General features: G+C 39.7%; 20 protein-coding genes. 12 read left to right on the top strand and 8 right to left on the bottom strand.

Annotated elements, in window-relative coordinates; genetic code table 11:
• Positions 1 to 7: 7 nt before the first annotated feature.
• Positions 8 to 2,479, bottom strand: coding sequence for an endopeptidase La (lon, locus tag PL_RS10835; protein WP_041883426.1), 2,472 nt, complete (start codon positions 2,477 to 2,479; stop codon positions 8 to 10).
• Between the two features lie 275 nt (positions 2,480 to 2,754).
• On the opposite strand from lon, the gene PL_RS10830 reads away from it, so the two are divergent.
• On the top strand, positions 2,755 to 3,381 hold the full coding sequence (locus PL_RS10830; RefSeq protein ID WP_041883427.1) for a tetratricopeptide repeat protein: 627 nt from the start codon (positions 2,755 to 2,757) through the stop codon (positions 3,379 to 3,381).
• Between the two features lie 83 nt (positions 3,382 to 3,464).
• Here the strand turns inward: PL_RS10830 and PL_RS10825 are convergent, their stop codons facing one another.
• From PL_RS10825 to PL_RS10815, 3 genes are all read right to left on the bottom strand, one after another.
• Positions 3,465 to 3,998, bottom strand: a complete 534-nt coding sequence (locus PL_RS10825) for a hypothetical protein (protein ID WP_041885222.1) — start codon at positions 3,996 to 3,998, stop codon at positions 3,465 to 3,467.
• Positions 3,998 to 5,518, bottom strand: coding sequence for a 2,3-bisphosphoglycerate-independent phosphoglycerate mutase (gpmI, locus tag PL_RS10820; RefSeq protein WP_041885219.1), 1,521 nt, complete (start codon positions 5,516 to 5,518; stop codon positions 3,998 to 4,000). Before gpmI ends, PL_RS10825 begins: the two co-directional genes overlap by 1 nt.
• 185 nt (positions 5,519 to 5,703) lie before the next feature.
• Positions 5,704 to 7,053 (bottom strand): alpha-L-fucosidase, encoded by a 1,350-nt coding sequence (locus tag PL_RS10815; RefSeq protein WP_041885217.1) that lies wholly within the window; start codon positions 7,051 to 7,053, stop codon positions 5,704 to 5,706.
• A 148-nt stretch (positions 7,054 to 7,201) separates the two neighbouring features.
• Here PL_RS10815 and PL_RS10810 point away from each other — a divergent pair, with 148 nt between their 5' ends.
• Genes PL_RS10810 through PL_RS10795 form a run of 4 tightly spaced genes read left to right on the top strand, consistent with a single transcriptional unit; the run spans position 7,202 to position 9,961 of the window.
• Positions 7,202 to 7,579: a DUF4783 domain-containing protein gene (locus PL_RS10810; protein ID WP_235324621.1), complete on the top strand. Its 378-nt coding sequence runs from the start codon at positions 7,202 to 7,204 to the stop codon at positions 7,577 to 7,579.
• A 48-nt stretch (positions 7,580 to 7,627) separates the two neighbouring features.
• Positions 7,628 to 8,470, top strand: coding sequence for a carboxylating nicotinate-nucleotide diphosphorylase (gene nadC, locus PL_RS10805; RefSeq protein WP_041885211.1), 843 nt, complete (start codon positions 7,628 to 7,630; stop codon positions 8,468 to 8,470).
• Positions 8,471 to 8,473: 3 nt separating this feature from the next.
• On the top strand, positions 8,474 to 9,127 hold the full coding sequence (gene plsY, locus PL_RS10800) for a glycerol-3-phosphate 1-O-acyltransferase PlsY (protein WP_041885209.1): 654 nt from the start codon (positions 8,474 to 8,476) through the stop codon (positions 9,125 to 9,127).
• 6 nt (positions 9,128 to 9,133) lie between these two features.
• Positions 9,134 to 9,961, top strand: coding sequence for a M48 family metallopeptidase (locus PL_RS10795; protein WP_041885207.1), 828 nt, complete (start codon positions 9,134 to 9,136; stop codon positions 9,959 to 9,961).
• 85 nt (positions 9,962 to 10,046) lie between these two features.
• Here PL_RS10795 and PL_RS10790 read toward each other — a convergent pair whose 3' ends face one another.
• The 4 genes from PL_RS10790 to PL_RS10775 all read right to left on the bottom strand — a co-directional run bounded on the left by PL_RS10790 (position 10,047) and on the right by PL_RS10775 (position 15,573).
• Complete coding sequence (locus tag PL_RS10790; protein WP_348621671.1) at positions 10,047 to 11,348, bottom strand: anthranilate synthase component I family protein; 1,302 nt, start codon at positions 11,346 to 11,348, stop codon at positions 10,047 to 10,049.
• A gap of 66 nt (positions 11,349 to 11,414) precedes the next feature.
• Positions 11,415 to 12,692 carry an adenylosuccinate synthase gene (locus PL_RS10785; protein ID WP_041885205.1) on the bottom strand — a complete coding sequence of 426 codons (1,278 nt, stop codon included), beginning with the start codon at positions 12,690 to 12,692 and terminating at the stop codon, positions 11,415 to 11,417.
• A gap of 35 nt (positions 12,693 to 12,727) precedes the next feature.
• Positions 12,728 to 13,216, bottom strand: coding sequence for a Fur family transcriptional regulator (locus PL_RS10780; protein WP_041885203.1), 489 nt, complete (start codon positions 13,214 to 13,216; stop codon positions 12,728 to 12,730).
• A 149-nt stretch (positions 13,217 to 13,365) separates the two neighbouring features.
• Positions 13,366 to 15,573: a RelA/SpoT family protein gene (locus tag PL_RS10775; RefSeq protein ID WP_041885201.1), complete on the bottom strand. Its 2,208-nt coding sequence runs from the start codon at positions 15,571 to 15,573 to the stop codon at positions 13,366 to 13,368.
• Between the two features lie 110 nt (positions 15,574 to 15,683).
• Here PL_RS10775 and PL_RS10770 point away from each other — a divergent pair, with 110 nt between their 5' ends.
• The 7 genes from PL_RS10770 to PL_RS10740 all read left to right on the top strand — a co-directional run bounded on the left by PL_RS10770 (position 15,684) and on the right by PL_RS10740 (position 22,632).
• The gene (locus PL_RS10770) at positions 15,684 to 16,304 is read left to right on the top strand and encodes a DUF4294 domain-containing protein (RefSeq protein ID WP_041885198.1); all 621 of its coding nucleotides are present in this window, start codon (positions 15,684 to 15,686) and stop codon (positions 16,302 to 16,304) included.
• 2 nt (positions 16,305 to 16,306) lie between these two features.
• Positions 16,307 to 16,804, top strand: a complete 498-nt coding sequence (locus PL_RS10765; protein WP_041885194.1) for a glutathione peroxidase — start codon at positions 16,307 to 16,309, stop codon at positions 16,802 to 16,804.
• Between the two features lie 136 nt (positions 16,805 to 16,940).
• On the top strand, positions 16,941 to 17,675 hold the full coding sequence (gene bshB1, locus PL_RS10760; RefSeq protein ID WP_041885191.1) for a bacillithiol biosynthesis deacetylase BshB1: 735 nt from the start codon (positions 16,941 to 16,943) through the stop codon (positions 17,673 to 17,675).
• 113 nt (positions 17,676 to 17,788) lie between these two features.
• Positions 17,789 to 19,150 carry an acyl-CoA dehydrogenase family protein gene (locus tag PL_RS10755; protein WP_041885188.1) on the top strand — a complete coding sequence of 454 codons (1,362 nt, stop codon included), beginning with the start codon at positions 17,789 to 17,791 and terminating at the stop codon, positions 19,148 to 19,150.
• Positions 19,151 to 19,345: 195 nt separating this feature from the next.
• On the top strand, positions 19,346 to 20,479 hold the full coding sequence (locus PL_RS10750) for a TlpA disulfide reductase family protein (RefSeq protein WP_041885185.1): 1,134 nt from the start codon (positions 19,346 to 19,348) through the stop codon (positions 20,477 to 20,479).
• 518 nt (positions 20,480 to 20,997) lie between these two features.
• Positions 20,998 to 21,546 carry an RNA polymerase sigma factor gene (locus PL_RS10745; protein ID WP_041885183.1) on the top strand — a complete coding sequence of 183 codons (549 nt, stop codon included), beginning with the start codon at positions 20,998 to 21,000 and terminating at the stop codon, positions 21,544 to 21,546.
• Positions 21,547 to 21,603: 57 nt separating this feature from the next.
• Complete coding sequence (locus PL_RS10740) at positions 21,604 to 22,632, top strand: FecR domain-containing protein (RefSeq protein ID WP_082036018.1); 1,029 nt, start codon at positions 21,604 to 21,606, stop codon at positions 22,630 to 22,632.
• Positions 22,633 to 22,647 lie beyond the last annotated feature (15 nt).

The following is a 22,647-nucleotide window of genomic DNA, read 5'->3' as shown; positions in this document are numbered from 1 at the left end:
TGCGCAATTAGTTTGCCGCTGGTTTGATTTTGATACTCAGATCCTGAGGATCTTTTACCTGATCTTTCATCAGCGCCAGTTCAATCACTTCTTTCATTTCAGTCACATAATGGAAATTAAGATCCCTGATATAGCTTTCTTTAATTTCCAGAATATCCTTACGGTTAGACTTACATAAAATGATATCTTTAATATTAGCTCGTTTAGCAGCCAGTATCTTTTCTTTAATTCCGCCAACAGGTAAAACCTTACCGCGAAGTGTGATTTCACCAGTCATGGCCAGATTAGATTTTACCTTACGCTGAGTAAATGCAGAAGTCAGTGCAGTCAGCATGGTAATTCCTGCCGAAGGACCATCTTTAGGTGTTGCGCCAGCCGGAACGTGAACATGAATGTCCCAAAGGTCAAACAGTTGGTTGTCAATACCAAACAACGAGGCGTGTGCTCTTAAATAAGCCAGTGCAATGACGGCAGATTCTTTCATCACATCACCCAGGTTACCTGTCAGTGTTAATTTTCCTTTACCCGGGCTTAGACTGGCTTCTATAAACAGAATATCTCCACCAACCTGAGTCCATGCCAATCCGGTAACCACACCAGCTACCTCATTACCTTCATATAAATCCTTGTCATATACAGGCGCACCTAAAATGCGTTCCACATCTTCCAGATTTAAAGCAGGCTCATAAGTCTCTTCCATAGCAATTTTTGTTGCCACGCCACGTACCAGTGAACCTATTTTTTTCTCTAAACCACGAACGCCGGATTCACGGGTGTAATCTTCAATTACTTTTTCAATCAGACTGGATTTTAAAACAATATCTTTTGTTTTGATACCATGCTGTTCCTTTTGCTTAGGCAAAAGATATTTTTTAGCAATTTCTATTTTTTCTTCAATCGTATATCCGTTTACCTCAATAATCTCCATACGATCCAGTAAAGCAGGCTGAATACTGCTCAGTGAATTTGCTGTCGCTATAAATAATACATTAGACAGGTCATAATCAGTCTCTACATAATGATCGTTGAAAGCACTGTTCTGTTCAGGATCCAGTACTTCGAGCAAAGCCGATGAAGGGTCACCTCTGAAATCAGAACCTACCTTATCAATTTCGTCCAGAACAAAGACCGGGTTAGCGGCACCTGCTTTTTTGATAGACTGAATAATACGTCCCGGCATTGCGCCGATATAGGTTTTTCTGTGACCACGGATTTCAGCTTCATCTCTGATACCACCCAGTGCCATACGGACATATTTGCGGTTCAATGCTTTGGCAATAGATTTTCCCAATGAAGTTTTACCAACTCCCGGAGGGCCTACCAGGCAAATAATAGGCGCTTTCATATCACGTTTCAGCTTAAGAACAGCTAAATACTCAATGATACGTTGTTTTACTTTTTCCAGACCAAAATGATCTTTATCCAGTACTCTTTGCGCACGTTTCAGATCAAAATTATCTTTTGTGAAATCGTTCCATGGTAAATCAAGTAATAATTCCAGGTAATTGATCTGTACAGAATAATCAGGAGCAGCAGGATTCATTCTTCCCAGCTTTTCCAGTTCTTTAGCAAAATGATCTTTGACCTGTACTGACCATTTTTTCTTTTTAGCACGGACTTCAAGCGCTTCATATTCCAGGTCGGAAGAGTTTCCACCCAGTTCTTCCTGAATAGTTTTAAGCTGCTGATTTAAGAAATAATCTCTCTGCTGTTTATCTAAATCAACACGGACTTTAGATTGAATCTGGTTTTTTAGTTCCAGCATCTGCAGTTCCAGTGTCAGTAATTCCATAACCATTAAGGCTCTTTCTCTCAGATTATCCATTTCAAGCATTTTCTGCTTGTCCTTTACATCTGCATTCATATTCGAAGAGATGAAATTAATCAGGAAAGAAGTGCTTTCAATGTTTTTAAGGGCCATTGCTGCCTCACTCGGAATATTGGGTGACAGCTGAATGATTTGCGATGACATCTCTCTGATAGAAGCTACCAGTGCTTTAAATTCCTTGTCTTTTTTATGTTTCGCCTCATTAAATTTACTGATAGTAACTTTAATATAAGGCTCAGATTGTACCTCTTCAAGTAGTCGGAAGCGTTGTTTCCCCTGAATAATTACAGTGGTATTGCCATCAGGCATCTGCAGCATTTTGATAATATGTGCTACAGTACCAACTTTATTCAGCTGATCAAACGTAGGGTCTTCGATAGATACGTCAAGCTGGGAAACCACACCAATAATTTTGTCACCTTTATAGGCTTCTTTTATCAGTTTTATAGACTTGTCTCTGCCAACGGTAATTGGGATGACAACTCCAGGAAACAGTACCGTATTTCTCAATGGAAGTATGGCAAGTATTTCAGGTGTTTCTTCGTTATTCATCTCATCTTCATCCTGTTGGGACATCAAAGGGAAAAATTCCGTATCTTCATTTATGATGGGTAATGCATTGCCAAAATCAAACTGATCTTTTATACTCATTAATAGGCCTTTCTAGAATAAAAAAACGACAATGTGACAGTCTGCCGCTTATAAAAATTATAATTATATATTGCTGGTTATAATTTCAACTCCTGTGCCAAACATTCATTATTGGTTTTTATCTGTTAAAAAGTCAGAATATGTAATATTATTTGACTCCCATATCATATTTCGGTTTTTTCAACGTTTACCTTTTAATATCAATAAATGATGTGTAAATTATGGGTAATAATATCTATCATTTTATATCTTTATTCTTTATTAAATAAAATTTGATGAACTATATTAAAAAAGCGCTTATACTACTTTTGGTTGTTTCTGCCAATACCGGCTTTGCTCAAAGCGGGAGTTATGATAAATTAGGAATGCAGGCAATGATGAAAGGCGATTACAAAGGAGCTGTGGCTCAGTTGGAAAAAGCCGATTCCAAAACTCCAAATAACCCGAGTGTATTAAAGATGCTGGGCTACTCATATTTTCAATGTGGTAACTTTGAGAGTTCTATAGAAACCTACAGCAGGCTGATTACAGTAAAACCATCAGATTATTCTGCCTATTATTACAGGGGTAAAGCAAGACAAAATGTGGCCAATGATCCTAAAGAATCGCTGAATCAAATGCGCGATACTTTTTATCTGTCTGCCATTAAGGATTTTAGCAAAGCAATTGAGATTAACGGAGAAGAAGATACCCAGTTGTTGCAAAACAGAGGTTTAGCTTATAAAGATTACGCTATCTACAAATCCTATAAGATTAAAAAACGTGTGGACAAAGATGCCTGTATCGTGTTGTTTAACAACTCAATTACAGATTTTCAAAAGGTGCTGACCGTACAGCCGCTACGTAAAGATATTATTTCATTAATAGATTACGTTAAGGCGCAGATTGCAAGCCTGAAATAAGCTTATCAGTTCTTAAGTTTTGCAGGATTCAAATAAAGATTAAAAAAAAAGCCAGAGCATGTCTCTGGCTTTTTTTTTAATCTTTATTTGAACTTTCCTGTAATGGTGTAGCTTTTGCCATTCAGGAGTTTGATGTGCTGTATCTTTTTAACTTCATATAAACTATCTGGAAAATAGGAAAGCGTATCATTGGAAGTATAAAGTGAATTCACATTACTGATCAGTAATTTAATACCACGAACCTTACCGTTTTTATAACTGATACTTAAAGATTTGACTGGTACCTTTTCATTGTCAGAAAGATAAGTCTCAGTATCTTTGCCCTTTGCTGCTGTAAACAGTCCCTGCCAGGCAGATTTATTAATGTCAGCATCAGAAAAAACAGACAGCTCTTTCGGCCAGTCCGCAATTTTTACTTTCCTGCGCTCTGCAGCCCCGTTGACAATAACTGTCTTATCTATCTCAGGATTGAGTGCTGTAAGCCTTTTAGCTTCAGTAATCATATAATCTTTCAGATCAAAATAGGCTGAAGCAGCAGCCTGTTTTTTGGGCGCTGCAGAATTACAGGCCGCAAAAAACAAAACGCTTAAAGAAAGAAATGATATTTTTTTGTTCATTATATCAAATAATTTCCTGTCATAATCTCAGGTTTTTCAATGCCCATCAATTTAAGAATAGTTGGAGCAATATCACCTAGTTTACCATCTGCAATAAATTTATAATCAGTGCCAACTAAAATACAGGGAACAAGATTAGTGGTATGTGCAGTATTTACTGAACCATCATTATTAACCATGAATTCTGAATTTCCATGATCCGCAAGGATGATAAAAGCATAGCCATTTTCAAGACCTTTTGTAACCACAGCTTCAGCGCAGCGATCTGCCGTTTCCACAGCCTTAACCACAGCATCAAATACACCGGTATGGCCAACCATGTCCGGATTGGCAAAATTCAGACAGATGAAATCTGCCCAGCCAGTTTCCAGTTCCTGGATAATAGCATCAGTAATTCCCTGAGCACTCATCTCTGGTTTAAGATCATAGGTGGCCACCTTCGGAGAAGGAATCATTAATCTTTTCTCATTTTCAAAAGCCAGTTCTCTGCCGCCGGAAAAAAAGAAAGTGACATGAGGATATTTCTCTGTCTCAGCAATGCGGATTTGATTTTTATGATTTCTCTCTAAGATTTCTCCCAGTGTTTCTGTCAGATCATCCTTGGTGAAAACAACTTTTACATTTTCAAAGTTCTCATCATAAGTGGTCATCGTTACATAATATAATGGCAGTTTATGCATACCAAAGTCAGGATAGTCGTGCTGAGTCAGCGCAGCGGTGATTTCTCTGCCTCTGTCAGTTCTGTAGTTAAAGCATATGACCACATCATCAGGCTGAATAGTTGCCAGCGGTTGATTGTCTTCTCCTGTTACAACTATAGGTTTGATGAATTCATCTGTGATCCCATCAGCATATGACTGTTCAATTGCTTTTAGTGGATTCTGTGTGTGCTCACCAATGCCTTTAGTCATCAGATCATAAGCCTGTTTAACACGTTCCCAGCGTGAATCTCTGTCCATTGCATAGTAGCGGCCAATCAGACTTGCTATCTTACCTGTAGAAGTTTTCAGATGCTCATCAAGTTCATTAATGAAGCCCAGTCCTGAATTCGGATCTGTATCTCGGCCATCTAAAAAGGCGTGAACAAAAACATCTTTCAATCCTTTGTCATTTGCTGCATCACATAGACCTTTTAAATGATTGATATGCGCATGTACGCCGCCATCAGACACCAGCCCGATGAAGTGAACAGCTTTGTTATTTTGCTTTGCATAGTCAAATGCGTCAACTAAAGTCTGATTGGTTTTGATAGAACCATCACTTATTGCTTTATTGATTCTTCCCAGTTCCTGGTAAACTATTCTTCCTGCACCAAGATTCATATGTCCAACCTCTGAATTTCCCATCTGTCCGGCAGGCAGTCCTACCGCTTCACCAGATGCTTCCAGTTTGGAATTAGGATAATTTTTTAGCAGAGAATCAAAGAAAGGAGTGTTTGCTGCATAGGCAGCATCCGAATTGTCTTGTTTTCCGTAACCCCATCCATCCAGAATGAGGAGCATTACTTTTTTATTATTCATTTAAATTGAATTGATATTTCGCTGATAAATAATGTCTGAGCATCCTGTTTCTTTCACCCGATTATCGAATTGAGACAGGGATCAAACAAATATAACTTTTATTGATTTTGGAAAAGGTATCTAATTGTAATTTATACACTAGCTTTGATTATTTCCGCAGCCCTTTATAATACAAGGTAAATCAATTAATTCTTCATTAGTATTTTTATAACCTGGATCCCACTGCAGGGAGCTGTGATATTTTTGGGCAATAACAGGGAAACCTGATTGTTTTCAGCTTCACTGAAACTGATTGGCATATCTGATTCCAGCAGTTTGCAGGTCTGAATAGCTGATGCCGGAAATGGTAATACCAGTGATGCAGTGTTTAAGGGTTTAACAATACTTGCAAAAACATATTTCTCCCCATTTGCAGTAGTTTTCTGCGTCAGGTAAACATCTTTGATTGCAGGCGTATTAACATGGGCGGTTCCATAAACGGCCTCTCCGTTAGCTGTTAACCAGCCACCCATTTCGCGTAGGCGCTGAATAGCAGCAGCCGGGATCTCTCCATTTGGTTTTGGACCTATGTTTAATAAGTAGTTGCCACCTTTAGCTACGTTACCAATCAGATAACCCAGCATCTGGTTAGCGGGTTTCCAGTTGTAATCTTTAGCGTGCCAGCCCCAGGAGTTAACCATTGTTGCAGCAGTTTGCCATGGTCTTGTCTGTAGTTTTTCCGGATAAGTATTATCCATCATTTCAAGGAAATCTATATCATCACCTGGATTCAGATAAGAAATACGGCCGTTAATCAAACATTTGGGGCTTTCTTTTCTGATCAGTGCAATCAGCTGGTCACGTCGTTTATCCGAAATAAATGTTTTTTCCTGTTCATCACCCCAGGTATCAAACCAGAATAAATCAGGATTGTAATTGTGAATCAGTTCTGAAATCTGCGGCAGACATTTCTGAGTCCAGTACTGCTCAAATTCGGCATCCGTTTTTCTGGGTAACCATTCCGGTGTTGCACCGCCCGGATGTTCCCAGTCTTCACAATGAGAATAATAAAAGCCAAGCTTTACCCCGTACTTTTTACAGGCTTTCGCTAAATCACCAAGGATGTCTTTTTTATAAGGTGTGCTTCCAATATCATAGGTTGATACTTTAGAGTCCCAGAGGGCAAATCCATCATGATGTTTAGCCGTAATTACAAAGTATTTCATACCCGCATTTTTAGCTTCAAAAATCCATTGATCAGCATCAAAATTTACAGGATTAAATTGTTTTACCAATGCCTGATATTCTTTTGCCGGGACCTCTAATCTTTGCTGTGCCCATTCAGCATACCAGCCTTCAGCATGTTTTAAAGTTGAATCCGGCAGGGTATGCCCGTTGTAACTTCCGCCCAGAATACTGTAGAGTCCCCAGTGCACCATCATTCCAAATTTTGCCTCTTTAAACCACTTTGCGCGGTCATTATTGGGATTCTGGGCCTTTAGTCCGCTTAAAAATATCAGCATCAGGCATAGTGTAGCAGTGGTTCTTTTGAGCATTTTGTTTCGTATTTGGTTTATAGTCAATGGCTAAGTTACAAATGTGTCTTTATACTATCTATGTATTTAAAATATAATCTTATAATTTAATGGCATAATTTGTGTGCGTATTTATTGTTATCTTTAGAATATGATTAGACCCTTACTTATGGCGGCGATATTTGTGACCCAATTATTCAATCCTGGATTGCTTCAGGGGGATATTGTGGATTCACTGTCTGCGTTATTCAAGACTGGAAATTCAAAAGAAATCAGTAAAAGTTTTTCCCCATCTGTAGAATTAACCATAAATGAGGAAGAAGATGTGTACACTAAAGCTCAGGCCGAACAGATACTCAGAGAATTTTTCACAAAAAACACCCCTGTAAATTCTACAGTAGTGCACCTCATTAATACGAATCCGAATTACAGGTTTGGTATCCTGTCCCTAAGCTCGAAAAACGGGAAATTCAGGGTCGCTGTTACACTCAAAAAAACAGCTAACACCTTTTTTATCACAGAATTACGGATTGAACCGGATAAATAGTAATGCAAATTTAGGTAAAAATGCTATTTTTGATCTAAAATACATGTTTTGGATAAGAAATTAATAGACCTATTTATAAAAAATGCTATTGCCGAAGATCTTGGTGATGGCGATCATACCTCTATGTCTACCATCCCTGCCGGTACTCAGGGGAAAGCAAAGCTTTTGATTAAAGAGGATGGTATACTTGCCGGAGTAGAACTTGCAATCGAAATTTTCAACCAGGTAGATTCATCTTTGCAAACCGAAGTCTTTTTGAAGGATGGGGATGCAGTCAGATATGGCGATATCGCCTTTACCGTTAGTGGTAGTTCACATTCCATTTTACTGGCAGAAAGACTCGTACTGAACTGTATGCAGAGAATGAGTGGTATTGCAACCAAAACCCATCACGTTACCCAATTACTTGCGCCTTATCAGACCCAAATCCTGGATACCAGGAAAACTACTCCCGGATTGCGGTATCTGGAGAAATGGGCAGTGAGAATAGGTGGAGGAGTGAATCACCGGATAGGATTATATGATATGATCCTGATCAAGGATAATCACGTTGATTATGCTGGTGGTATTGCTAATGCAATTACCGCTGCTAATCAGTATCTTGCAGATAAAGGGAAAAAACTGGAAATAGAGATTGAAGTTAGAAACCTGGAAGAATTGAACCAGGTATTGGAAAAAGGTATGGTAAATAGGATTATGCTTGATAATTTCAGCTTTGCTGACCTTAAACAGGCTGTGAAACTGATCGATCATCGGTTTACAACAGAAGCATCCGGTGGGATTACCGAAGAAAGTATAACTGAATATGCAGCATGTGGAGTTGATTATATCTCTATGGGTGCATTGACCCACTCAGTTAAAAGTTTAGACATGAGTTTAAAAGCCTATTAAGGTATGATATCTATCTATTCTATTTCTGCAGTTATCCTGGCTTATCTCTGTGGGTCTATCCCGACAGCGGTTTGGATCGGGCAGGCATTTTATGGTATTGACGTAAGAGAATACGGCAGTGGAAATGCCGGTGCAACGAATACTTTTCGCGTATTGGGTAAAAAAGCTGGTCTGGCTGTAATGACCATAGATATTGCTAAAGGATACACTGCTACAAAACTTGCCTATTTTATAGGTCTGTCTGTAACCGGGCCACATAACTCTTCTCAATTTGTTAATTATGAGCTGGCATTAGGTGTGACGGCTGTAATGGGACATTTGTTCCCTATTTTCGCTGGTTTCAGGGGTGGTAAAGGGGTAGCAACGCTTTTTGGAATGATTTTGGCAGTTAATTTTCCGGCAGCTATGCTTTGTGTTCTTGTCTTCGTGGTAGTGCTTCTGGTTACAAAATACGTATCGCTGAGTTCAATATGTGCAGGCTTTACATTCCCTCTGGGAATTGTTTTTATATTTCACTCTTCGATAAAATCTGAAGTGTTATATGGTATGTGTGTCTGTATTCTGATTCTGGTTACACACCAGAAAAATCTGGAACGCTTACTGAAGGGCAAAGAATCAAAAGTCTACCTGTTTAAAAAGAAAACACCTATTAACTAAAGACCGATGAAGAAATTAACATTGCTGGGTATTGCTGCTGTAGTATCGATGACCTACGCATGCTCTACAGTCCCGTTGTCAGGGAGAAACCGCATAAGTTTTGTCAATGAAAGTGAAATGCAGACTGCTGCAGCACAGAGTTACACCACACTTTTAAAAGACCCTAAAACCAAAATATTAAATAATGCTGATGCGGTGAGAGTCAAACGCATAGGGGAGAAGATTGCCTCGGCAGTAACAAAATATATGAATGCCAACGGTTATGCTGCTCAGATTCAGGGATTCAGATGGGAATTTAATCTGATTGACAGTAAAGAAGTAAATGCCTGGTGTATGCCAGGTGGTAAAGTTGCTGTTTATTCAGGTATTTTACCTGTTACCAGGGATGATGCAGGACTGGCAACCGTAATGGGACATGAGATTGCCCATGCGATAGCGCAACACTCTTCAGAGCGTGCTTCAAAAGCAGCACTGGCACAAGGTGTGGGAGGTTTATTAGGTGCTGCGACCGGTAATCAGTCTGAAGCCACACAGGCAGCTATTAGTAAAATCTATGGTGTTGGCGCGCAGGGTTTTTATCTGTTACCTAATTCCAGAACACAAGAACTGGAGGCTGATCATCTGGGCCTTATTTTTATGTCTATGGCCGGTTACGATCCTTCCAATGCAGTTAGTTTCTGGCAGAGAATGGCAGCTGTGAGCCAGGGTTCACAGAAACCGGCAGAATTTTTAAGTACTCACCCTGCAGATGCCACAAGGATTGCTCAGATTCAGAGAGATCTGCCAGAGGCAAAGCGATACTTTAATTCTCCTACAGGAAAGCCGCAACGCTAAAAAAGCAGAATGCAGTAAAGAATAAAATAATCAGTTGAAGGATTATTTCTTGGTACTGACAGGAAAGAAACTATAGAAGGGGCCGCTAATGCGGCCCCTTCAGCGTTTTAATCATAGCTGAAGCTTTCAGCATACATTCTTCATATTCCGCTTCGGCAGAAGAAGCAAAAGTGATTGCTCCGCCAACCTGAAATGACAGATATTTTTTCTCTTCATTATAAAGGATACTGCGGATAACCACATTAAAATCGAAATCACCTTCAGGATCAAAATAGCCGAAAGCACCAGAGTAAATACCTCTTCTGCTGCATTCAGTTTCTTCAATCAGTTCCATGGCCCGTACTTTAGGTGCACCAGTCATAGATCCCATTGGGAAAGTATTGGCTATAGCTTCCACGGGGTGCAGTTCGGGATTCATTCTGCAGCTTACCGTAGAAATCATCTGATGTACCTGGGGGAAGCTGTAAATGCCAAAAAGCTCATTTACTTTAACTGTACCCCTGATTGCACTTTTCGTTAAATCGTTTCTGACCAGATCAACAATCATTACATTCTCTGCCTGTTCTTTAAGATTGTTTTTTAAAGCTGTTTTAATCAGTTCATCTTCAATTTGGTTATGACTTCGTTTAGCCGTTCCTTTAATTGGCTGTGAAATCAGCTGTTCGCCTCGTTTACACAGAAAACGTTCAGGACTTGCAGAAAGAATATATTTGCCGTGGAGTTTGAAAAAACCTGAAAATGGGGTGGGAGATAGTTTGTTCAGATTAAGATAAACTTCATAAGGATTTATAGCCGCATTTTCTGCGAAAAACTCCTGGCAGAAATTGACCTCATAAATATCGCCCCTGGCTATATGTTCTCTAAGCTCATTTACTTTAGACAGGTAAGTCTTCCTATCCATTTTAGGCTCAGGATGCAATGAGGGGGCAGGAGCGGTCTTAGACAGCTGCAATCTGCTAATTGTGTCAGGCAAATCTTCAGGGCCGGCCAGAACTTCAATATTTCCGTTTTTAACGGCAACCAGATATTGCGGGACGAAGAAAAATAAATCCGGGAAATCCAGTTTATTCTCCTTAGCAGAGGTTAAGTTTTCGATCTCATTTTTAAGGTCATAACTTAGTAAACCAAATAACCATCCCGGGTTCTCCTGTGAGAATGTTTGCAAAGTTTTAAATGCGTTGCCTGTGGCAGTATTTAACTCCTGCCGGGCTCCGGCAGCAAGCAGAAAATCATACCTGGAATAAGGATCAGTATATCCATTGGAGTCAAAATAACAGCACACCTCAAACTGAGCTGCCCATTGTAAGGCCTTTTGTTTAAATGAAATTAATTCCTGAGCGTTCATTGTAGTCAAATTGTAGTAATTGTCGTGTATTTCTTTTATCATACACAGCTATCAGGCTTAAATAAAAAAAGGCGGCACCAGGCCGCCTTTTGTATGTAAATTGATCTCTTAAGGAAGGATCAGTGTTTGTACTCTGTCCGGACCAACAGAAAGATATCTTACCGGTACTTCCAGTTCTTTTTCCAGGAAAGCGATATAAGAAGCAAGCTGAGCAGGAATCTGACCAACTTCAGTGATTTTAGTGATATCAGTTTTCCAGCCTTCAATTGCTTTAACAACCGGTGTTGGTTTAATAGAAATGATATCATACGGCATGTAATCAATCGTTTCACCATTATGTTCGTAGTGCGTACAAGCGTAGATTGTATCAAATCCGCTCAATACATCAGCTTTGGTCATTACCATTTCAGTAACTCCGTTCAGCATGATTGCATATTTCAGTGCAGGAAGGTCAATCCATCCGCAACGGCGTGGTCTGCCAGTAGTAGCCCCAAATTCATGGCCTACCTGACGCAGGTTTTCTCCAACTTCATCTTCAAGCTCAGTAGGGAAAGGACCGCTGCCTACACGGGTGCAGTAAGCTTTGAAAATTCCGATCACACTTCCGATTTTGTTTGGCGCAATACCTAAACCGGTACATGCACCAGCAGTAGTTGTATTAGAAGAAGTTACGAAAGGATAAGAACCGAAATCAATGTCAAGTAATGTACCCTGTGCACCTTCTGCAAGAACTTTTTTACCTTCTTTAAGATAACCGTTTACAAAGTGCTCACTGTCTACATGAGGAATAGTTTTGATAAACTCTATAGCCTCAAAGAAAGCAGCTTCTTTTTCTGTCAGGTCATACTCAAAGTTATAATGAGAAAGTAATTCTTTGTGTTTGGTAACCAGTTTATTGTAACGCTCTTTGAAATCCGGTAAAGTAGTATCACCAACACGTAAACCATTACGTCCGGTTTTATCCATATAAGTCGGGCCTATACCTTTAAGTGTAGAACCGATTTTATCTTTACCCATTTTCTGCTCATTTGCAGCATCTAAAAGCTGGTGAGTAGGAAGAATCAGGTGTGCTTTACGTGCAATCACCAGTTTGCCATTGGCAATAGGATCGTGACCTGCAGTTTTCAGGTTGTCCAGTTCTCTTTTTAAAATGATGGGATCGACTACCACACCATTACCAATCAGATTCATGGTACCTTTGTTGAAAATACCAGAAGGAATAGTATTTAAAACAAACTTTTTGCCATCAAACTCTAAGGTGTGGCCGGCATTCGGTCCGCCTTGAAAACGAGCTATCAAATCATACTGCGGACATAATACGTCAACAATTTTTCCTTTGCCCTCATCGCCCCATTGCAGGCCAAGAAGCACGTCTACTTGCGTCATTATTTTAATTTAAGAAAAGATTATAATTGTGTTGTTTAACTTGCGTGTTTAATATCCTCTTTTTGTTTAATGGATGCTTTTGCAGCACAGTCAAAGCAACTGCCATATAAATTTAAAGAGTGATGTTTAATATCGAATTTCAGTAATTCACCTACCATGCTCTGAATCTGGTGGATCCTTGGATCACAGAACTCAACAACTTTACCACAATCAATGCAGATAACATGATCATGCTGGTGGTAGCCATACGATTTTTCGAACTGGGCCATGTTCTTTCCAAACTGATGTTTAGTAACCAGGTCACAGGAAACAAGCAACTCCAGTGTATTGTACACGGTAGCCCTGCTTACTCTGTATTTCTGGTTTTTCATATGGATGTAGAGGGTTTCTACATCGAAATGATCATCTCTGGAATAGATTTCTTCTAAGATGGCAAAACGCTCAGGCGTTTTCCTCAGACTTTTATTTTCGAGATAAGCTTCGAATATTTTTCTAACCAACTCGCTGTTATGGTTTGTAGACATAGTTTTAAAACTCCTTTCAAAGGTATCATTTTTTATACAGAACCCTGCGAAACTCTTTAAAATTTATCTGTTTATTGCTTCATTCTGACTCAGAAGCAATTTAAACAGATAAACTTAAAATTTTTATTAAAAATTCAATTTTAAAATCTCTACGCGTCAAAACGGGTTACTCCTGTTACCCCTTTTACTTCCAGCAGGTTTTTAATCAGGTTATCCAGATGCTCTTTATCGTTGACAAAGATCATAATTGAACCATCAAAAATACCATTATCTGTATCTACTGTAATAGAACGCATATTTACTTTAAAGTCTCCGGAAATTACTTTGGTGATATTATTGATCAGTCCGACATCGTCAATACCAATAATATGCAGCCCGGTAAGGAAAGTAAGTTCCTGTTGTTTATTCCATTTTGCTTTGACTACCCTGTAACCATAATTGGCCATCAGCTGTGCGGCATTCGGGCAATTGGTCCGGTGTATTTTAATTCCTTCACTTACCGTTACAAAACCAAATACATCATCACCAGGAATAGGATTACAGCAGGCAGCAAGCGTATAGTCTATTTTCTGCAGATCTTCACCAATCAGTAAAATATCAGACTCCGGACCTTTTACTTTATTTAATAAAGCCTCAATCTGTTGTCCTTCATTTCTTTCGGTTCCTCTGTTTTCAATTTCCTTTTCGCTGGCCAGGTATTCTTTCAGGTCTTTCAACTCGATCTTTCCGGTTGCTACAGCAATAAAAAGCTCCTGAGTAGAAGATAATTTGAAAAAATAACTCAGTTTGTTCAGATTATCCGTGTTATAGGTAATCTTTAAAGATTTGAGCTTACGTTCCAGTGTTTCCTTTCCACCTTCCGCAATTTTTCTTTTTTCCTCTTTAAGTGAAGACTTGATTTTGGATTTGGCTTTTGCGGTAACCACAATATTCAGCCAGTCTTCTTTGGGAACCTGTTTTCCAGAAGTAATAATTTCTACCTGGTCTCCATTCTGCAGTTTATAGGAAAGCGGAACCAGTTTGTGATTCACTTTTGCCCCTATACATTTTGCCCCTACATCGGTATGGATCTCAAACGCAAAATCCAGTGCAGTTGCGCCCAGCGGAAGCTGTATCAGTGCACCTTTAGGTGTAAAGATGAAAATCTCATCCGAAAACAGGTTCATTTTGAAGTCATCCAGAAAATCCAGTGCATTGGCTTCCGGATTGTTCAGCATTTCCCTCACTTTCAGAATCCACTGATCCAGACCATTGTCATTGCTTGATTCTTTGTATTTCCAGTGGGCTGCAAAACCTTTCTCTGCAATCTCATTCATCCTTTGTGTACGGATCTGTACTTCAACCCACTGACCTTTAGGTCCCATTACTGTGGTGTGCAGAGATTCGTAACCGTTACCCTTGGGAGAAGATACCCAGTCACGCAGACGATCCGGGTTAGGCCGGTATAAATCGGTAACTATAGAATAGGCTTTCCAGCAATCTGCTTTTTCATTTTCAGGTGAGCTGTCCAGAATAATACGGATGGCAAAAAGGTCATATACCTCTTCAAAAGGAATATTTTTCTTTTTCATCTTATTCCATATCGAATGGATAGATTTTGGTCTGCCATAAATGCTGGCTACAAAACCCTGTTCAGCCAGGATTTCATTGATAGGCTCTACGAAATGTTTAACAAAAAGCGTACGCTCTGCCTTTTTCTCATTCAGTTTGGTCGCAATAAATTTATAAGTATCCGGCTCCAGATATTTCATGGAAAGATCTTCCAGCTCAGACTTGATGGCATACAAACCCAGCCTGTGTGCCAGCGGAGCATACAGATAAATAGTTTCAGATGCAATCTTTAACTGCTTGTGCCTTGGCATAAAATCCATGGTACGCATGTTATGCAGACGATCTGCCAGCTTAATTAAAATTACCCTCACATCATCGGCCAGGGTAAGCAGCATTTTCCTGAAGTTCTCGGCCTGTAAAGAGCTGTTATAATCAAAAACACCTGCAATTTTAGTCAGGCCGTCAATGATTTTGGCAGTTTTCTTCCCAAACTCTCTTTCAATATCTTCGAGTGTAATTTCCGTGTCCTCTACGACATCATGCAATAGTGCACATACGATAGATGTTGTTCCGAGTCCGATTTCCTCAGCAGCGATTTGAGCCACAGCAATAGGGTGATAGATATAGGGTTCACCAGATTTTCTGCGCATGTCTTTATGACTTTCAAGGGCCATATCGAATGCTTTTCTGATTTCTTTTTTATCCCCTTTTTGTAATGTTGGCTTACAGGCACGCAAGAGGGCACGGTATCTCTTCAGGATTTCTTGCTTTTCTGCTTCTAAATCAATCACTAGGGTATTCTTCATTTGTATTATTTTCGTAATAATTATAGCTTGTTAATCGTTTAAGAATATATTAGATTTAGTTATAAACCTAATGTATTAAATTTGCTTTAACTTCGTGGGAGTATAAATTTATGAAATTTTGCAGTTTATTTATTCTGTTATTTGTCATTATTGCCGTAGGTGAACTAAAGGCCCAGGAAAGTTCTGTGCCTGTCAGGTTTCCTGTAAAGGGCAAAAATGATACCATCAGGGTAGCTTCTACAAATGAAGACGGCGAAATGATACCATGGATACCTCTTAATGAGGTAGTTATATACGGAACCCGGATTTTCAAAACCCCTGCAGACCGCGCTGCTTTTAACAGACTCCGTTACAATGTCCTGAAAGTCATGCCTTATGCTCTTTTTGCAAAAAGAAGATATGAGCAGCTGGAGCGTGATCTCGCTGTAACCACAGATCGTAAAGAACATAAAAAACTAGTCAAAGCCTGTGACGCTGAGATTAAAAAAATGTTCAATACCGAGATTAAAGAACTGACTATTACTCAGGGCCAGATTCTAACGAAATTAATTGACAGAGAAGTAGGGCGTACCACTTACGAAATTGTCAAAGAAACACAGGGAGGTGTAAAAGCCTTCATCTACCAGTCTGTTGCGAGAGTAGTGGGCCACAATTTAAAAAGCACTTATAATCCTGAGGAAGAAAGAGATATAGAATCTATTATTCAGACTTCAGGTTTTTACCGTCAATAAATATGGAAGAAAAAACTCAGAGTATTTACCAGTTTAATGCAAAACTAATCAATGGACAAGACAAAAAATTAGCTGACTATAAAGGTAAAGTACTTCTGGTTGTCAATATCGCATCGGCCTGTGGTTTTGCTCCTCAATTAAAAGAGCTTCAGGAGTTAAGAGATTCATTAAGTCATGAAGAATTCGAGGTTCTTGGTTTTCCTTCCAATGATTTTGGCGGGCAGGAACCTTTGGAAGGCACTGCTATTTATGAGTTCTGCGAACAAAATTACGGGGTTAAATTTCCGGTATTCGAAAAAATTATGGTCAGAGGCTCACAAGCCAATCCGATCTATAAGTTTTTGGGGAATAAAGAACTCAATGGTCATATTAAATCCACACCAAGATGGAATTTTCATAAATATCTCATTAATAAAAATGGTGAAGTAGTAGACTACTTTTTTCCATTTACCAAACCTTTATCTTCAAAGGTCAGAAAGAAAATTCAGCGTCTTCTTTAAAATGGTGATCGCTCTCTCCAGTAATTAAAACAAAAAAAATGAACCTGGCGTGATTGGCCTGATTATTAAACGCACAGTGTAATAATTAGTTGAATCGCCAAAGGCTCTGTCTAACCAAAAAGACAATATTAAATAAATGAAATTAGATATACTCGTATTAGCCGTACATCCGGATGATGCCGAATTAGGATGTTCAGGTACAATTATAAAACATATTGCACAAGGTAAAAAAGTTGGTATAGTAGATTTTACCAGGGGAGAACTCGGAAGCCGGGGAACAGCCGAAACCCGTGATCAGGAAGCTGCCGACTCTGCAAAAATATTAGGTTTGCATGCCCGTGAAAATCTGAAATTCAAAGATGGGTTTTTCAAAAATGATGAAGAACATCAGCTGGAAGTAGTTAGGATGATCCGTAAATATCAGCCCGAAATTGTACTGGGGAATGCTATACGTGACCGTCATCCTGATCATGGAAGAGCAGCCTCTTTAGCCGGGGATTCCTGTTTTCTCGCAGGTTTGCCTAAAGTAAAAACCATGCAGGATGGGGTAGCTCAGGAAGCCTGGAGACCACGTTTGTTTCTGCAGTATATACAGGATACGTATATTAAACCTGATGTGATCATTGATATCACCCCCTATATAGAAACAAAAATTAATGCTATCAAAGCGTTCAAGACACAGTTCCATAGTCCGGAGTTGAATCAAACACCTGAACTGGATGGGCCTGTAACCTATATCTCATCACCTGAATTTTTTGAAAGTGTCATTGCCAGAGCCAGAGAAATGGGTAAACCTATTGGTGCGACCTATGCGGAAGGCTTCACCTCTGTTAAACTTTTAGGCGTGGATAGTCTTTTCGATCTGCGTTAGGGAACAAAATCGGCTATCAGCTGTTCTATAGAGGAACAGGCTGCTTAAAATCAGATGATAAAAAATACCATTTGATTTTAAGCGGCTTTTAAACCTCTAAAACAGCTTCAATTATGGCCGGAATATTTGCTAAAATAAAAAACGCCTACACGCTCTTTCAAAGTGTAGATCTCGAAAAACTGGATGCCCTGTCTAAAAAAGTAGATCTTAAAAAGATAGTGGATTCTGTTGCAGGACTGGATGAAACCCAGCTTTCCGGCTTAATGAAAATGCTGGGAACCCCGCATAAAAAGAAAGAGCTTCCGCCTATTAACGGGGACTTTTACCACCTGGGCGATGCAGCACTCAATGACGAAGACCGGGCGCTCCAGCTCAAAGTGCGGGCATTTCTGGAAAAAGAAGTCAAGCCACTGGTCAATGATTACTGGCTGAAAGCCGAGTTCCCATTCGAACTGATTCCTAAAATAGCAGAACTTAATATTTGTGGTTTAACCTACCAGGGTTATGGCTGCCCCGGTAAATCTAATTTGATGGAAGGTATGCTGGCGATGGAAATGGCCAGAGTCGATACCTCGATGTCTACTTTTTTTGGTGTGCAGAGTGGCCTGGCAATGGGGTCTATTTATCTGCTGGGTTCAGAAGCTCAGAAACAGGAGTGGTTGCCAGCTATGCAGCAGATGAAAATCATCGGAGCATTTGGTCTGACTGAGCCCGAAGTGGGGTCTGCGGCAGCCGGTGGCCTAACCACTACCGCTAAAAGAAAAGGAAATAAATGGGTCCTGAACGGACAGAAAAAATGGATTGGTAATGCTACTTTTTCGGATGTGACTATTATCTGGGCGAGGGATGTAGATGACAATGAAGTCAAAGGTTTTCTGGTCAGGAAAGGAAACAAAGGCATTAGTGTAGAAAAAATGCAGGATAAAATGGCGCTGCGGATTGTACAGAACGGATTGATTACCCTTACAGATTGTGAAGTGGATGAAGAAGATCGTTTGCAAAATGCCAATTCCTTTAAAGATACAGCCAAAGTGCTGAGAATGACAAGAGCAGGAGTGGCATGGCAAGCCGTAGGATGTGCCCGCGGAGCCTACGAAAGTGCCCTGGCTTATACCAGAATCCGTAAACAGTTTGGTAAGCCAATTGCTTCTTTCCAGCTTATCCAGAATCACCTGGTAGAAATGCTGTCTAATCTGACTGCTATGCAGACCTTGTGTTTCCGTTTATCACAACTGCAGGATCAGGGTTTACTAACTGATGAACATGCTTCACTGGCCAAAGTCTTTTGTTCGCTGCGAACGCGTGATGTAGTCAGCAGGGCCAGAGAAGTAATGGGTGGAAACGGGATTTTACTGGAATACGATGTGGCCCGTTTCGTAGCCGATGCAGAAGCAATTTATTCTTATGAGGGAACCAAAGAAATCAATTCGCTGATTGTCGGCCGTGCAATAACAGGATTTTCTGCCTTTGTATAAGAAAAAAAATGTCATCAGAATTTAAACAGGACATGATCAATCATACGTTTAGCGTAAATAATCCGTTATATTTTGGTTACATAGGCCTGCAACTGATATATTGGTTTAATTTTGAATACATCGAAAAGCAGAAAAACAGGCTTAAATTAAACCAGGCCAGCTGTTAAATATATTAAAACAAAAAAAACAGAATACATGAAAAAATTAGTGCTGTCACTACTGCTGACTACTCCGGCTTTTGGATTTGCCCAGGCAGGAGAATTTACATTGAACGGAAAAATCGGTACACTTGATGCTCCTGCAAAAGTATACCTTACTTACAGAGCAGGCGAAAGTACTGTTATGGATTCTGCCATAGTTAACAAAGGAGCGTTTGCATTTAAGGGAAAAGTAGCCGGACCTACCATGGCAAGAGTTATTGTTGCTCATAAAGGCGAAAGTCTGAAAACACTGGGAAGATTAGCAGATAATGCTATTGTTTACCTGGAACCGGCTTCAATTACGCTGACTGCTAAGGATTCCGTAAAAAACGTTGCGGTTACCGGCTCAAAATTAAATGACGAGAATGCAGGTTATATGAAATATATAGCAGGGCCTCTGGATAAAATAAAGGCGCTGAACAAAGAGTTTGAAGATGCTCCGGAAGAGAAGCAAAAAGACCCGGCTTTCAGAAATTCACTGGGAGCGAAATATGAAACCATACAGGCTGAAATGAAAGGACTTCAGGCTTCTTATATTAAAGCAAATCCTGATTCTTATTTCAGTCTTTTAGCCCTTCGCGAATCAGCAGAAGAAGGTATTGATGTAGCAGCTGTAGAGCCTGTTTATAAAGGACTTTCTGATAGAGTACGTGCTACTGAGGCGGGTGTAGAGTTCGCTAAAGCTATAGATGCTGCACGTGCTACATCAAAAGGTGTGATGGCTCCTGATTTTACACAAAATGACGTTAATGGTAAACCTGTAAAACTATCCAGCTTCCGTGGTAAATATGTACTGCTTGATTTCTGGGCTTCATGGTGCGGACCATGCAGAGCTGAAAACCCTAATGTGGTTGCAGCTTATAATAAATTCAAAGACAAGAAATTTACTATTCTTGGCGTATCTCTGGATCAACCAGGTAAAAAGGATGCCTGGTTAGCTGCCATTAAAAAAGACGGTTTAGTCTGGACACAGGTTTCTGATCTTAAATTCTGGAATAATGAAGCTGCAGTACTTTATGGCGTTAGAGGTATCCCTCAGAACTTCCTGATAGATCCTTCAGGTAAAATCGTGGCTGCTAATTTAAGAGGTGAAGCATTACACGCTAAACTTGCAGAATTACTGAAATAAATCAGATAGGGGCTGTTTTCTCAGCCCTGGAATATGAATAAAAAAAGCACTGACTCCTGAAAGGAGCCGGTGCTTTTTTTTGCCTGTTATTTTTCTAAAACATAACTGAGGGCTGATCATTTACCGGAATTTCCTGACCATAGAACTGTTTCGGAGAAGAAATAGCGCCGTTCCGGAGAAGAAGAAAAATTTACTGTCAGCAGCGTCTCAAACTCTATCCTGTCTGATAATTTGAGATCAGCAATAATTACTCCCGCTTCGCTGTAAAAACAGTGTCCTGGAAGGGGGCAAAAACCGTGTTGGAAGGACCTTGAGAGGGGGTTGAAAGGACGTTGGAAGGACCTTGCAAGGACTCCGGTCCTTTCAACCCCCTTCCAATGCCGGTTTAACCACTATTCAAGCCTTATTCGTGACCCTATTTATCCCCTTAAAATGCGGCGAATGCTAAATTGTTATTCTGATAGAATTAATACTATATTTAGGTTCAGCTAACATTGACCGGTTAGTTTTGGGGAAAAATGTTAAACTATATTCAAAATATAAAAGAGGGCGACCATGTATCTTTTGAGATAGTTTTTAAGCTATGGCATAAGAAAGTATATGCCTATTTTTTTAAGAAAACAGCTTCCGAAGATCAGGCTACTGAACTTACACAGCTGGCTTTCATCAAACTATGGAATTTCAAACATACCCTGTCTGAGGAGCATCCCATCGATCTTCAGTTATTCAAAATTGCTAAAACCACTTTGCTTGATTATTTTAGAAAACTGGCTAACGACGAACGTAACCTGAAGCTTTATTACCATAAAGCAGCCGGAGAAGTAAATGAGCAGGATAGAAGTTTTGAGACCAGGCAGCAACTTGACCAGGTGCTCAATGTCTTGCCACCCACCCGTAAAAAGGTTTTTGTTTTGAACAGGTTACATGGCTACTCCTATAAAGAAATTTCTGAGCAGTTATCTATTTCGCCCAGAACTGTAGAAAAACATATTTCACTGGCCCTGAAACAGCTTAACAGCTATTCTTCTATCCCGGCTATTATTTTCCTGATCAGGTTTCTGAATTAATTTAAATTTATTTTTTACCCGTTACGGGTTTTCCATTGATTCAAACGTATTAGTATTATGCGTATGTCTGAAGAGCTGTTGAATAAATATTTTAAAGGATTGTGTACACCAGAAGAAAAACTACTGGTGATCAGTTATTTGAATGAAACTGAAGATTTACCAGCGCACTTGTTAGGCAAAAATGAATGGGATGAAACTGTTGAAGCAGTTATCCCTGACCATAAAACAGCAGAGATGTTTGAGGTGATAAAAAAACAAACCATCTCCGGAAGGAAGCGTTTGAACTGGTTTAACATCACAACTGCCGCGGCGGTTATACTGGCTGTACTGGGGCTGGTATTTCTGGGATTGAACAGGAATCAGCCAAAGCCTGATCTGGCTAAAAACAAGGTGCAGAATATTAAACAGGCTATTGCGGTGAACTGGAAATCGGTTGTTAATTATACTGAACAGGATCAGCAGCTTACCCTGCCGGATAAATCTACTGTAAAAATATATCCGGGCGGGGAGTTAAGATATACGATACCTTTTGTGAATAGAAACCGGGAAATTTATTTGAAAGGAAAAGGGTTCTTTCAGGTGACTAAAGATAAAAAACATCCTTTTGTGGTCTATGCAAAAGGTGTATCTACAACGGCTTTAGGAACCTCTTTTACGATTACAGCATTAGAGAAAAGTAAACTGATCAAAGTGCAGCTGCATACCGGAAAGGTATGGGTGAAAAGTATTGATTCAACACACCATGTCAAATCATTCAGTGAAATTTTAATGCCCGGAAGAGAACTGGTTTATAATAGCCGGCTCAACAAGGTAAGCGTCATGGATACTAAGGTACCGGTGATTCAGCAGGAAGATAGGCTGACCATTTTAAACTTTACACAGGCACCTTTAGCTGAGGTATTTGCCAGCTTACAAAAGCATTACAACGTTAAAATTATTTATAATCCGGCCGATCTGGAGGAAATGTCATTTACAGGAAGTTTGAAACTAGCACAACCAATAACTACCATACTGAAAGAAATAACCGAACTGAATAAATTAAATCACACCAAAACAACCAAAGGTTACCTGATTAGCAAAAAATAAATCCAAAACCATACA

It is taken from the genome of Pedobacter lusitanus, from assembly GCF_040026395.1.
Classification (GTDB): Bacteria; Bacteroidota; Bacteroidia; order Sphingobacteriales; family Sphingobacteriaceae; genus Pedobacter; species Pedobacter lusitanus.
Note: the sequence above shows the minus strand (reverse complement) of the source record. Positions and strands in the feature narration are given on the sequence as shown.